Below are 13,379 nucleotides of genomic sequence, written 5' to 3' on the forward strand. Positions count from 1 at the left end.
CCCGGCAGCAGGACGATGTCGTCAAGGAACAACACGGGAAGACGTTTGCTGGTCACCCGGCACCTCCGAAGTTGAGTATGCCGGGCTCAACCTCGACGGCCCTCGCCCTCTTCCTGCGTTCACTGTCGGCGAACAGTGACGGTCACGCTGCCGTCCGGGCGGCCGATCGCCAGGGTGGTGCCGGTCACGGCGACGGCGGCGCTCGCGCCGGGGATCTCGGTCACGAGCCGGCCCGATCCGAGGTCCCAGCAGCGGACCACACCCTCGTGGCTGCGGGCGAACAGGACGTCTCCCACCTCGGCGGTCGTGGACAACGGCTTTCCCGTACGGGCGTCCCAGCGCCGGAACTGGCCGTCGTCATCGATCGACACCAGCACAACCCGGCCGTCCGCCAGCGTCCGGAAGTGGAGCTCCATCACCGAGTACTCGCCGGCCTCCTGTGACGGGCCCAACTGCTCGCCGGTGACGGGGTTCCAGCGGGTGATCTGCCGGTCGTGACCCCCTGTGGCGAGCATCAGGGAGCCGTCGCTCAGCGTGGTGACCGCGACGGCCAGCACGTCCTGCTTCGAGACCGGCAGCGGGCGGCGCAGGCTCGCCCCCGTACGGGCGTCGACGAGGTGGACCTGGCCGCCCAGGGTGCCCCCGGCGAAGAAGGGCCGCCCGTCCGGCCACACACCGCCGGCGACTCCCCACACGGTGGTGCTGGTCGGGCTGGTCTCGAGGTGGTCGTCGTAGCGGCCGATGCCCTCCTCGTCGTCGGTGGCCACGATCAGGCGCCCGTCCTCCAGCCGAACCCCGGCCATATCCAGGCCCGACCGGAAGGCCCCGATCGGATCGCCGGTCGCCACGTCGAACAGCCGTGTCCCGTCGCGGCCGAACGAGGCGAGCACAGACTCGCCGACCATGGTGAGGCGTTGCACGGCCGCCGCGTGGCCGGCCAGCTCGTCGCCGAGCGGACGCCCGGTGACGTCCCAGCGTCGCGTTCCGGCGGCCACGATCGAGCCCGCGACGGCCGGGGCCGTCTCCACGTCGACGCCGATCAGCTCGCCGGACGGCTCCGGAACGGTCAGGTCCCAACGCCACAGCGAGCCCGCCTGGTCGACCGAGAACAGCACCCGGCCGTCCGCGGTGGCCGCGAGCCCGCCCTCGACCATGCCCTTGGCCCGCGTCTCCAGCACGCCCCGCGGCTCGCCGCCGGCCACGTCCCAGCGGTGGATCGGCCCCAGGAACTCCTGCCCGTGAAGCACGCCGCCGACGTGCAGCAGCGCGACGATCGGGCGGTCGTGACCGGTCAGCGGCGACCCGGCCGGCTCACCCGTGACCGCGTCCCAGATCCGTACCTCGCCGTTGTCGCCGCCGGTCGCGATCCGCCCGTCCCAGGCGGTCAGGGCCAGCAGCTTGCCGACCTTTCCGGTCCACTGCGGGCCGACCGGCGCACCGGTCACGGCGTCCCACTGGCACAGCTCGGCGCTCGCCCGGGCGACCACAACCGGGCGGCCGCCCATCGTGGCCGCCGTGATGACGCTGATGTACCCCGGCACGAAGGTGCGCGGCGGCCGCCACGGCTCCCCCACCTCGCGACCGCCAATCAGCTCGAACCGGCGCACCCTCTGCGCGTCGGCCGCGATCACCAGCCCGTCGAGAACAGCCAGGAACGTGGCGTCGGCCTCGACCAGGAATCCGGCCGGCTCGCCGGTGAGCGCGTCCCACGACCGGATCGCCCCGTCGCGGCCGGCCGTCAGGATCAGGCCGTCCGCGCCGGCCACGGCGTCAACCGGGGAGCGGTGAACCATCGACGCACGCCACAGAGTCTCGTCCACGGGGCGTGACCCTACCGGTGTCCCTCCGTGAAGCGGGACGCCGTGAACTCGAGCAGCTTCTCGTCGGGCACGAGCGGCGCGATGGCCGGGTCGTCGGGCAGGTTGATGCTCGCGCGCAGGCGGATGTCGCGCGATGAGGCGCCGACCTCGAGAACGAACTCGCCGCCCTCGCGCCGCCAGTCTTCCACGGCCACATCCCAGTAGGCGAAGTCGCGGCTGACCAGATCGAACGTGACGCGTGCCGAGGCACCGGGATCGAGGGTCACCTTGTCGAAGCCGCGCAGTTCCCGCTCGGGGCGGCGCACCGCGGCGTCGGGATCGCCGACGTAGAGCTGAACCACCTCGCGGCCGGCCACCGGGCCGGTGTTGGTGACCGTGCACGAGACGCGCACGACCCCGGCCGACGCGTCGACCACGTCAACTTCCAGTTCCCCGTACGCGAAAGTGGTGTACGACAACCCATGTCCGAACGGATACCGGACGGCCCGGCGCAGCGCGTCGTACCAGCGGTATCCGATGAACACGCCCTCGCCGTAGAGCACCGTGCCCCGCTCCCCCGTCCAGTTCACAAAGCCCGGGGTGTCCTCGACGGCCAAGGGGAACGTCTCGGCCACCTTGCCCGACGGGTTGACCCGGCCCATCAGCACGTCGGCCACCGCCCCGGCGCCGGCCTGCCCGGGCAGCCAGGCCTCGACGATCGCGTCGGCCCGGTCGTGCCACGGGTCCATGGTCACCGCGGAACCGTTGGACAGCACCACCACCAGCGGCGCCGGGAGGCCGGCCAGCCGCCCGATCAGCTCGACCTGGTCGGCGGGAAGGGCCAGGGTCGTCCGGTCGTCGGCCTCCTGCTCGAAGGCGAGCGGCAACCCGGCGAAGACGACGATCACGTCGGCGTCCCGGGCCACCTCGACGGCATCGTCGATGAGGGTGCGGGCCCGGGGCGACAGCGGGCCGGCGGCCACCCGTTCGGCCGCCGCGGCCAGACGCAACGCCTCGGCCAGCGCGGCCGACCGGCGGGCCGGGCCGGTGCCGTCGTCGGTGAACGCGGCGCCGTGGGCCTCGAGGTAGGCGGCGATGTCGTCCTGGTAGGCGTCCCTGGGCGTATGGACATAGCCGGGTGCATACGCCAGCCGGTCGCCGAACTCGGCCGCGAGCGCGTCGAGGGCATTGTCGACGCGGGTCGGGTCGACGCCGGACGAGCCGCCGCCTTGGATCCGGGCGTGCGCGGCGAAGGCCCCGACGACGGCGATCCTCTTGTGCGGGTCGAGCGGCAGCACGCCGTTCTCGTTACGCAGCAACGTGATGCCGCCCGCCGCGGCCTCCCGGGCGAGGTCGTGGTGCTCGTCGGCGCGCAACAACGCCAGCTGCTCGGCCGAGAGCCGGTCGCCGGGCGCCACGCCCAGGTCCATGACCGGCCCGTTCACCAGTTCGGGCCCGGGATAGCTGCGAGCCACGAGCCCCAGGATCCGCTCGACTGAGGCGTCGAGCACGCTCTCGTCGAGCTCGCCCGCCTTCACCGCCGCCACCACTTCAGCGTCGGTCACGCCGCCGGCGCCGGGCATCTCCAGATCCAGACCGGCGGCCAGGGCCCGTACGCGGTGATGGACGGCATTCCAGTCGGACACGACCACGCCGTCGTAGCCCCACTCCTCGCGCAGCACGGTGGTGAGCAGCCAGCGGTTCTCCGAGGCGTGCACCCCACGCAGCCGGTTGTAGGAACACATGACCGTCCACGGGTCGGCCGCCTTGACCACGCGCTCGAAGGCGGCCAGGTAGATCTCGCGCAGGGTCCGGTCGGCGGCCTCGACCGAGATGCGGGTGCGCTCGATCTCCTGGTTGTTGGCGGCGAAATGCTTCAGCGACGAGCCCACGCCGACCGACTGGATCCCTTGCACATACGCGGTTCCGAGCTCCCCGGAGAGCAACGGGTCCTCGGAGAAGTACTCGAAGTTGCGCCCGCACAGCGGGGACCGTTTCATGTTGACGCCCGGCCCGAGCACCACCTGCACGCCCTCGGCCCGCGCCTCCTCACCGATGGCGACGGCCACCCGCCGTACGAGGTCGCGGTCCCAGGAGGCGCCCATGGCCGACGCCGTCGGGAAGCCGGTGGCGGGCACCCAGACCATGTCGACGCCGGTCTCCTTGCGCAGCCCATGCGGCCCGTCGCCGACCTCGATGGCCGGGATGCCGGCCCGCTCGATGGCCTCGGTGTACCAGTCGTCGTGGCCGGAGAGCAGCGACGCCTTCTCCTCCAGGGTCAGGCCAGAAATGTCGAACATCCGTTTCCTTCAGTCGTCGTGCGGAGGGCGCGTCCGGTCGTCGTGCGGAGGGCGCGTCTCAGAGGGTCATGAGGAAATCGAAGGGATGGCCGTCCCGGGCCCGTGCCAGCAGTCCGGGGCTGATGTCGACACCGCCCTCGGCCAGCGCGTCGAGCACCACACCGCTCAACGGCGACGCATCGGCGACCACCACCGGTACGGACGGCGCAACCCGGGCCAGCTCGTCGCGCAGCGCATCCCGCATGGCCGGATACTCCGACGTGGCAACAGATCCGTTGAGCAGAACCGGCAGATCGCCCAGCTTCGTGCCCGCACGCTCCGCACACCACCCGGCGTACCGGACAAAGGCCTCGGCCTGGGCCCGGACGATGTCGACCGCGACCGCGTCGCCCTCGCCGGCCGCGGCGAGCACCGCCCTCGACGCACGCCAGAGGTCGGTCGCGGCTCGCGCCCCGAACCGGCGAGTGAAGTCGTGCCTCAGGTGCCACGCGTCCGGAACGTCGTACATCTCGCACAGGGTTGTCGTGAGCGAGGTCGGCGGGGCGATCCCCATCCACGCCTGGCACACCGCCTTGAGGGCCGCGTTACCCAGCCCTCCCCCGCCGAGGTGGTCGAAGACGAAGAAGCCCGAATGCTCCTCACGCCCATCGGCGGCGCGGGCGGCTACCGCGGGACCCGTGCCGACGGTGATGGAGACGCCCACGCCCGAGCCGTCGAGGAGCCGCAGGGAGGCGTACGCGTCGTTCTTGATGCTCCACCGGCCCAGGCCGCCGAGCCGTTCCCGCACATGCCCGTCCCAGAATTCGGCGTCCTCGGGATAGTCGACGCCGGCGATCCGGAACGCCGCCGAGGCGATGTCCCCGGCGCTCAGCCCGGCGTCGGCCAGTGCCGCCCCGACGGCGGTGAACACCGATTCCAGGGCCTCGGGGACGCACGGAGCCCCGTAGATGTCGCCGTTCCCGCCCCGGCCACGGCCCAAGACGGCGCCCTCGGCGTCGTTGACGAGGGCGACCGTCTTGGAGTTTCCGGCGTCGACGGCCAGATAGGCGCGACGACTCACTTGAGCAGACGCTCCGGCAGGTACGCGCGGTGGGCGTACGCCATCTCGTCGTAGAGCTCCTCGGCGACCCGCAGCGTCGGGACCATCGGATTCGCGGCCAGCGCCCGGATCCCGTCGGCCCGGGTGCCCTTCCACGCGGCTTCGGCGGCCAGATACTGGAATTCGGCGAGCTGCTGGACCAGACCCCGTACGGCATGGGGAAGGGGTTTCTGCGGCAACGGGCGCACACCCTGACCGTCCACAGTGCACCACATCTCGACCACGACGTCGTCGTCGAACCCGGGCAGCGCGCCGCTGGTGTTGGGCAGGTTGACCGGCAGACGGGCGCTCTTGTTGTTGTAGTAGGCGCTCATCACGTCGATGGCCAGTTCCAGTTCGTGGATGCCGCCGCGGGACCGGGTGGGGTCCAGCTCGGGCACGTCGACGTTCATCTGCTCCTCGTAGTGCTGCCAATAGCCGGGCAGGGCGGCCAGGAGGTCTTCGGCGCGGGTGGTGCGGGCGCCTTGCAGCTCGCGCAGCACCTCCTCGCGGAAGTAGTAGTACTGGAAGTAGTCGGCCGGCACCGAGCGCATCGTGACGGCCAGCTGGAGCATCCGCTTGGCGTGCGTGCTCAGGGTCGGGTCGTCCTTGCGCGCCTCCCAGGCCTCGTCGAGCAACGGCATCAGGTCCTGACCCTCGTACGTGTGCTCGACCGACCAGATGTTGTGGTTGACGCCGGCCATGACGATGTCGGCCTTGGCCGGGTCGAGGCCGGCCGCGTTCAGCACCGTCTTCGGGAAGACGATCGGGCCCTCGCACATCGACCAGATCGTGCGGTCGGTGAACCGGGTGACGGCCTGGGACACGATGTTGACCGGGTTGGTGTAGTTGAAGATGACCGCGTCGGGCGCGACCGCGTCGAGGTCGCGGATGATGTCCTCGTAGATGTGGATCGAGCGCAGCGCCATGAAGAAGCCGCCCGGTCCCTGCGTCTCCTGGCCGATCACGCCGTGCTTGAGCGGGATGCGCTCGTCCAGGGCCCGCGCCGCGAATTTGCCGGGCCGGAAACTGGCCAGCACGGCGTCGGCGTCGGTCAGCGCGGCCCGGCGGTCCGTGGTCGACGAGATCCGGATGTCGAGCCCCTGCGATCGGGCGATCTTGCGGGCGATGGTCTCGACGGCGTGCAGGCGCTCGGGGTCGACGTCCTGGATGACGATCTCGGAACCGTCGAACTCCTTGCCGTGGGCCAGGATCGAGGCCATGGTCCCGGCGCCGCGGGAGGAGCCGCCGCCGATGTAGACCAGCTTGATGCCTGCCATGTTCAGTTGCCTCCAAAGGCCGCGCGGTCCGCGATGAGCGTGGGGTTCTTGCATTCGACGACGACGGTGGCCGGCCAGTCCGGCTCGTAGTGCTCGGCGGCGACAATCCGTTGGTACGCCTCGTGTTTGTGGGCGCCGCACACGATCATGGTGACCTCGCGGGAGAGCGCGGCGATGGTGTCGACGCCGACCGTCACCCCGTGGGTGGGAACCATGTCGAGCCGGGTGAACTCGGGGAACGTCCCCATGTTGTCGCGCCGGGTGGCCTCGCCGAGCGGGGTCACGTGCGTACGGGCGTCTCGGGGTGTTCCGGGTTGGTTGAAGGCGATGTGCCCGTCACCGGCCCCGCTGGCCAGCAGGAACAGGTCGATCCCGCCGGCCGCGGCGATGGCCTCGTCGTAGCCTTGAGGGTCGGCCGGGTCGGGCACCCAGATCTCGTTCTCCATCCCCCAGGGACCCACGATCTCGCGCTCGGCGAAGCCCAGGCACGAGTAGGACATGTCGGGCGAGACCCGCCGGTCGCCGTCCAGGTAGTCGTCCATCATGACGATGACGAGGCGGGACAGGTCGACGCCACGGGCGGCGTGCCCGGCCAGCGCGCGATAGACCGGCATCGCCGTACGGCCGCTGGGGCAGCCGAGCAGGAACGGCCGGTCGCCGGTGGCGGCCAAGCGGTCGAGGATCGTCGCGGCGACCGCGTCACCGACGGCGCCGGGGTCGGGCAGCACAAGGGGTTGAAGAGCCACGGTGTTACTCCTTGATCGCGCCGGCCAGCATTCCGGAGATGAATTTGCGCTGGAAGACGACGTAGAGAACGAGGACGGGGGCGGCGACGATGAGGCCGCCGGCCGCCATCAGGTTGATCTGGGTGACGTACTTGCCCTGGAAGACGCCGAGGGCCACGGTCGCGGTCTGGTTGTCGCCGTGCAGGAACACCAGGGACAGGAAGTAGTCGTTCCAGGTCCACATGAAGCTCAGCAGGATCAGCGTGTAGATGGCGGGCCGGGCCATGGGGGCGGCCATCGACCGCAGCATGCGCAGCGGGCCGGCGCCGTCCATCTCGGCCGACTCGAACGCCGAGCGGGGCAGGGCCCGGAACGCGGCCCGCATCCAGAAGATGCCGAACGGCACACCCATGCCGAGGTGGATGAGGATGATGCCGGGCAGCGAGTTGGTCAGCCCGAACGTGCGGAACTGGTAGTAGAGCGGGACGATGATGGCCTCGAGCGAGATCATCATGCCGAGCAGCACGACCGGGAACAGCCACTTGTCGCCGACCACGCCGAGCACCCCGAAGGCGTACCCGCCGAGCAGCGCCAGGATCACCTGACCGGCCACCACGCAGACGGCGACGACGATCGAGACCGTCATGGCCCGCGAGAAGTCGGCGTCGCGCCAGGCGGTGGCGAAGTTGCCCCACGCGAAGTCGGAGAAACCGACCGGCTTGCCCGAGCGGTCCGGGCTCAGCGCCGCCACCAGGAACGTGCCGACCGGGAAGAGCACCAGCGCCGCGAGGACCGTCAGCACCACGTAGTTGATGACGCGTTCGGTCTTCGAGATCACGTCAGTCCCTTTCCGATACGCGCGTGATGACGACCGCGATGACGAGGCAGAGCAGCGCCATCACGACGCCGATCGCGGCCGCCAGCCCGACCTGCGGGTTCTGGAACGCGGCCTTGTAGAGCGCCACCGCCGGGGTCAGCGTCGACGTACCCGGGCCGCCGTGCGTGGTGACCCAGACCAGGTCGAACGTGCGCAGCGCGGCGGTGATGGTCAGCGTCAGCGCGACCGCCATCTGCCCGCGCAGACCGGGCAGGGTGACGGCGAAGAATTCCCGTACGGGACCAGCGCCGTCGATGCGGGCCGCCTCGTACAGCTCGGGTGCGATCGCCGACGTACCGGAGATGAACAGCACCATGCAGAACCCGAAGGTGACCCAGGTGCCGATCATGCCGAGCGCCGGCAGCGCCCACGTGAAGTCGCCGAGCCACGTCTTGGCGAACGAGTCGAGCCCGACCGCCCGCAGCGCCGTGTTGAGCGGGCCGTCCGGCGCGTAGATCCGCTTGAACACCAGGGCGATGACCACGGTCGTCATCACCTGGGGCAGGAAGAAGATCCAGCGGTAGACGGCCATGCCCGGCTGCCTGGCCCGGGTCAGCAGCGCCGCCGAGAGCAGGCCGAGCGCGATCGGCAGCAGGGCGAAGAACCCGATCAGGACCAGGACATGCCCGAACGTCGAGCGCAGCACCGGATCGGTCAGGAACGTCCGGTAGTTGTCCAGCCCGGCCCAGGTCGATGCGCTGACCCCGTCCCACTTGTAGAACGAGAACTGCACCGACTGGGCCAGCGGGACGAGCACGACGAGCGCGTAGACGCCCAGCGGGAGCGCGGCGAAGGCGAGGCCGATCCACCGGTTCCGACGCCGGTGGGCGCCGGGTTTGCCGCCCTCCGGCGCGGTCGCGGTGGCGGTCATCCTCAGCTCTGCCCGGCCAGGAAGGCGTCGCGGTCCTTGTCGACGGCCTCGGTGAACTTGTCCGGCGTCATCTTCCCGGCGTACACAAGCTGCAGGTTCTGGCTGATCGTGTCGAGCATGGTCGGGCTGGACCAGTCGAAGTACGGCACATAGCCGTCGTCGGTGTCGAGCGTCGCCGCGCCCTTCGACTCGTCGGTCAGGCTGAGCGAGGTCGACGGCACCTTCACGTCGGGCGACAGCGCCGGCACCAGACCGCGGTCGGCGGCCAGCTGGCCGGTCTCGGGCGACATCATGAAGTCGAGGAAGGCCGCCGCCACGTCCGGGTTCTTGCTCTTCGACGAGATCACCATCGCGCCCGGCGCGGCCCCGACACCGACCGTGCCGCTGCCACTGGCCTGCGGGAGCTGCAGATAGCCGTACTTGCCCTGCTTCGCCGCGTCGAGACCGAGCGAACCCGTGTACTCCCACCGGAAGACGCCCTTGCCGCCGACATAGTTGGCGACCGCGGTCTGGTAGTCGATGCCCTCGAACTTGGGCGGGAAGTAACCGGCGTCGGCCCACTTCTTGGTCAGCGTGATGGCCTCGGTCATCCCGATGTCGGCCGCCTTGATCGAGGCGTCGCCGTAGATGTAGTCGTTGAGCTTCTTCTTGTCGGCCAGCAACGCCTGCGCGCCCAGCAGGATCGTGGTCGAGCCGTCCAGGCTGCCGTACTCGAACGGAACCTCGCCCGCGGCCTTGGCCTTGGCCGCCGCCGCTTCGAGGTCGGCCAGCGACTTCGGGGGCTCGACGCCGAGGGCCTTCAGCTTGTCCGCGTTGTAGTAGAGGCCGATCAGCGACGTACGGGACATGGGGGTCGAGAACCAGGAACCGGTGCCCATCGTCTTGAAGTCGGCGCTGAACTGGTTCTGCCGGGCGATGGTGGTGGGCACCTTCTTGTCCCAGCCGTACGCCTTCACGTACGGGTCGAGGTTGCGCACCAGGTTGCCCTTGGCCAGCGTGCCCAGCGACTGCCAGCCGTTGTTCGCGGTCGCGATGTCGGGCCCGCTGTCGTCCTGCAGCTGCAGGTTGAGGGTGGAGTTGAGCTGACCCCAGTCCTCGTTGGTCCGCTGGATCGTGACATTGGGGTACTTCTTCTGGAAGTCGGCCACGACCTGCTTGATCCACTCGCCCTCGGCGCCGCCCCAGAAATCGGTCAGCTTGAGGGTCACGGTGCCGGCCTTGGCCACGTCGGTCGACACGCTCTCGGGGGCCTTGTTCTCATCGGTCGCACTGGTGCCGCTGCCCGGCGAACAGGCCGCCAGGCCCAGCGCGAGTATCACCGCGACGCCCGCTTTATAGATCTTCATCTGTGCACTCCGTTGTGTCGCACTGGCCTCGCCCGGTGGGATCGCGTGGCCGATGACCGGACACTAAGCCTTCCTATACCAGTTAGTCCAGTGCTGAACCAGAAACAAGAACTGGTCCCACCAATGAGCTAACTGGTACAGTGCTGCCGTGACGGCATCGATCCAGGCCTACGAGCGGCTGACCCGCGACTTGACCGTCGGCCGCTACGCCCCCGGCTCCCGACTGCCGGGCGAGCGCGACCTGGCCGGCCAGCTGGGCGTCAGCCGGGCCACGCTGCGTCTGGCCCTGAGCCGTCTCGAGTCCGAGGGCACGCTGCAGCGCTCGGCTCAGCGCGGCTGGTTCGTGCCGACCCAGGTGCTCAGCGAGCCACCCAGCACGCTGCAGTCGTTCACCGAGATGGCCCGCGCCCGCGGCCTGCGCCCCACCGCGCGAGTTATGCGACAGGAGGTGCGGCCGGCCTCCCTCGACGAGGCGGCCAAGCTGCGCATCGCGCCCGCCGCGCCGGTCCTCGAGATCGACCGGCTGCGCGGCATGGACGGCACCCCGGTCTGCTTCGACGTCGTGGTGCTCCCCTCGGTTCATGTCGAGGCCATGAAAGATGCCGACCTGACCGACCGGTCGCTCTACGACGAACTGCGCCGCCTGTGCGGCATCGAGGTGCACCGCAGCGCCTACACGCTGATGGCCGAGAGCGCCGACGCCGATCTGGCCCGACTGCTGGGCATCACCGCCGGCGCTCCCGTCCTGGTCGGCGACGAGGTGGCCTACACCGCCGACGGCACTCCCGTGCTCATCGGCCACAACAAGTACCGCGGCGACGCGTACCGTTTCGAGGCCGACCTCTTCCGCCGCGCTTGAGTTTCAGAAGGCCAGTGGGCCGTTCTCGTCGGTGAACGTGCCGGTCGGACCGTCCGGGCCGAGGGTCGCCAGCCGTACCACCGTTTTGGCGCTCTCCCCCACCGGCCGCCCGATCCCGAAGGCCGCGGTCATGTCGGTCGCGGTGGCGCCCGGCTCGAGCGCGTTGAACTTGATGCCCGGTTCGGCCTTGGCGTACTGAACGGTCAACATAGTGGCCGCCGCCTTGGACGCCGCATAGAGCGTCAACGGCAGCCCGTACTCGGGCCGCTCCGGGTTGGTCACCGCCCAGAACGACCCCATGCTGCTCGACACCGTGACGACGTTCGGGTTCGCCGACTTGCGCAGCAGCGGCAGCGCCGCCTCGGTGACCCGGACAACGCCCACCGCGTTGGTGTCGAAGACCCGCAGCGCCTTCGCCCCGTCGACGGGACCCTCCCCGAGGAGGCCGGCGTTGTTCACCAGAACGTCGAGCCGCCCCTCGGCCGCGTCGATCGCCGCCAGCGCCCCGCTCACGGATGCGTCGTCGGTCACGTCGAGCTGCACGAACCGGGCCCCGATGGCGGCCGCCGCCTTCCCGCCCCGCTCCTCGTCCCGAGCCCCCACATAAACGACGTGGCCCAGTTCCAGCAGCTGCCGGGCGGTCTCGAATCCGATGCCCTTGTTGGCCCCGGTGATCAGTGTGATGGTCATGTCCCCGAAGCTAGGCACGGCCGCCGGGCCGAGGCAGAGCCCTGACATGACCCCCTCTCCCCCGGCGACGCCGACCTAGGCTGGTTGACGTGAGCGAGACGACGAACGCCCTCGGCGCCTTCCTGCGGGCCCGGCGCGAGCTGGTGACCCCCGAGCAGGTGGGCATCCCCGACGTCGGCGTCCGGCGGGTGCCCGGCCTGCGCCGCGAGGAGGTCGCCATGCTGGCCGGCGTCAGCGCCGACTACTACCTCAGGCTCGAACGCGGCCGCGACCGCAACCCGTCCGCGCAGGTCCTGGAATCGATCGCCCGCGTGCTGCTCCTCGACGACGACCACCGCGAACACATGCTGACCCTGGCCGCCGACTGCGCCCAGAAACGCCGCCGACGCCGCCGTCGCCCGGAAACCGTCCCCGCCGGCATGCTCAAGCTGCTGGACTCCCTGGTGCAGCCCGCGTTCATCGAGAACCGCTACTTCGACGTCGTGGCCTCCAACCACCTGGCCCAGGCGATCTCCCCACGCCTGGCCCCCGGCGCGAACCAGCTGCGCGACCTCTTCCTGGACCCGACCGAGCAGTCCCTCTACCCGCAGTGGCCGGCGGTCACCGAATGCTTCGTGGCCAACCTGCGCCAGGCCGTCGGCACCGACACCGACGACCCTCGTTTCATCGAGCTCACCGGCGAGTTGACGCTGGCGAGCCCCCGTTTCCGGCAGTTGTGGGCCCGCCACGAGGTGCGGGGCCAATACGGAACGCCGGTGCTCATCAACCATCCCCAGGTCGGCGAGATGACCCTGAACCGCGAGCGTCTGACCATCGGCGGCACCGAGAGCCTGATGCTGATCGTCCTGCACCCCGACGCCGGCTCCAGCAATGCGGAGAAGCTGGCCTTGCTCGCTTCGGCCGGCCTGCCGACAACCACCGGCAAGGCTCGAAGCCGCTTGTCGTAACGTCTCTCCCCCCAGGTCAAAATCAAGATCCGGATGTCCCGGCCAGGCGGGGGTACAGACCGTCGCTCCCGCGGGGGCCGCGGCGGGTTTCGCTGGCCGCTGACGCGTCCAAACCGCAAAACCCCCCACGGCGACGTGCGTGAGTGGTCACGCCCAATACTCGCCGGCCGCCCCGATCTGCTGCATGGGCACCGATCGGCGCGCTCGGCCGGCCAGACTCGGCTGCCGCCCTGATCCGCTACTTGGCTCGGCTACTCGTCTCTGCCGCTCGGCTCTGCTGCTCGGCTCGGCTACTCGGCTCGGCTACACGTCTCTGCTACTCGTCTCCCCGCATTACCCGCCCTACCAGGGGGACCTCCACCCAGACCCGAGTCTGCCGGTTCTTGGCGATCTCTACGGGGTGGCCTGTGGACAACCGAGGAATGTGGACAACGGTTTTGGGCGGCGGGAGCCGCCTATTCTGGGCGTCCGGTGGCTGACGGGGGGTGTCCCTATGGGTTTCGTCAAGCGGTGAGGGCGTGGTTGACGGGCCGGGTTTGGTAGGGCGTCTGGTCGCGGAGCATGGCGAACAGGACGTCGACACGGCGGCGTGCCAGGCAGATGAGGG

The 13,379-nt window shown here is 70.2% G+C and carries 11 protein-coding genes; 2 read left to right on the plus strand and 9 right to left on the minus strand.

Features of this window, described 5'->3' with window-relative positions:
• Positions 1 to 119: 119 nt before the first annotated feature.
• Genes JIG36_RS05955 through JIG36_RS05990 form a run of 8 tightly spaced genes read right to left on the minus strand, consistent with a single transcriptional unit; the run spans position 120 to position 10,276 of the window.
• Positions 120 to 1,820, minus strand: coding sequence for a hypothetical protein (locus tag JIG36_RS05955; RefSeq protein WP_203374935.1), 1,701 nt, complete (start codon positions 1,818 to 1,820; stop codon positions 120 to 122).
• Positions 1,821 to 1,831: 11 nt separating this feature from the next.
• Positions 1,832 to 4,099, minus strand: a complete 2,268-nt coding sequence (locus tag JIG36_RS05960) for a beta-glucosidase family protein (protein WP_203374936.1) — start codon at positions 4,097 to 4,099, stop codon at positions 1,832 to 1,834.
• A gap of 58 nt (positions 4,100 to 4,157) precedes the next feature.
• Positions 4,158 to 5,159 (minus strand): BadF/BadG/BcrA/BcrD ATPase family protein, encoded by a 1,002-nt coding sequence (locus tag JIG36_RS05965; protein WP_203374937.1) that lies wholly within the window; start codon positions 5,157 to 5,159, stop codon positions 4,158 to 4,160.
• The gene (locus JIG36_RS05970; protein ID WP_203374938.1) at positions 5,156 to 6,457 is read right to left on the minus strand and encodes a family 4 glycosyl hydrolase; all 1,302 of its coding nucleotides are present in this window, start codon (positions 6,455 to 6,457) and stop codon (positions 5,156 to 5,158) included. The genes JIG36_RS05965 and JIG36_RS05970 overlap by 4 nt, the downstream gene beginning before the upstream one ends.
• Before the next feature lie 2 nt (positions 6,458 to 6,459).
• The gene (locus JIG36_RS05975; protein WP_203374939.1) at positions 6,460 to 7,203 is read right to left on the minus strand and encodes a 6-phosphogluconolactonase; all 744 of its coding nucleotides are present in this window, start codon (positions 7,201 to 7,203) and stop codon (positions 6,460 to 6,462) included.
• A gap of 4 nt (positions 7,204 to 7,207) precedes the next feature.
• Positions 7,208 to 8,020: a carbohydrate ABC transporter permease gene (locus JIG36_RS05980; RefSeq protein WP_203374940.1), complete on the minus strand. Its 813-nt coding sequence runs from the start codon at positions 8,018 to 8,020 to the stop codon at positions 7,208 to 7,210.
• Between the two features lies 1 nt (position 8,021).
• Positions 8,022 to 8,930, minus strand: a complete 909-nt coding sequence (locus tag JIG36_RS05985) for a carbohydrate ABC transporter permease (RefSeq protein ID WP_236045542.1) — start codon at positions 8,928 to 8,930, stop codon at positions 8,022 to 8,024.
• A 2-nt stretch (positions 8,931 to 8,932) separates the two neighbouring features.
• Positions 8,933 to 10,276, minus strand: coding sequence for an ABC transporter substrate-binding protein (locus tag JIG36_RS05990; protein ID WP_203374941.1), 1,344 nt, complete (start codon positions 10,274 to 10,276; stop codon positions 8,933 to 8,935).
• A gap of 148 nt (positions 10,277 to 10,424) precedes the next feature.
• Here JIG36_RS05990 and JIG36_RS53915 point away from each other — a divergent pair, with 148 nt between their 5' ends.
• The gene (locus JIG36_RS53915) at positions 10,425 to 11,135 is read left to right on the plus strand and encodes a GntR family transcriptional regulator (protein ID WP_203374942.1); all 711 of its coding nucleotides are present in this window, start codon (positions 10,425 to 10,427) and stop codon (positions 11,133 to 11,135) included.
• A gap of 3 nt (positions 11,136 to 11,138) precedes the next feature.
• On the opposite strand, the gene JIG36_RS06000 is transcribed toward JIG36_RS53915, so the two are convergent.
• Positions 11,139 to 11,825, minus strand: coding sequence for an SDR family NAD(P)-dependent oxidoreductase (locus JIG36_RS06000; RefSeq protein ID WP_203374943.1), 687 nt, complete (start codon positions 11,823 to 11,825; stop codon positions 11,139 to 11,141).
• An 89-nt stretch (positions 11,826 to 11,914) separates the two neighbouring features.
• Between JIG36_RS06000 and JIG36_RS06005 the strand changes: the two genes are divergently transcribed.
• A complete protein-coding gene (locus JIG36_RS06005) occupies positions 11,915 to 12,772 on the plus strand; it encodes a helix-turn-helix transcriptional regulator (protein WP_203374944.1) in 858 nt (285 codons plus the stop codon).
• Positions 12,773 to 13,379 lie beyond the last annotated feature (607 nt).

This window comes from Paractinoplanes ovalisporus, assembly GCF_016834655.1.
GTDB classification, from domain to species: Bacteria; Actinomycetota; Actinomycetes; order Mycobacteriales; family Micromonosporaceae; genus Actinoplanes; species Actinoplanes ovalisporus.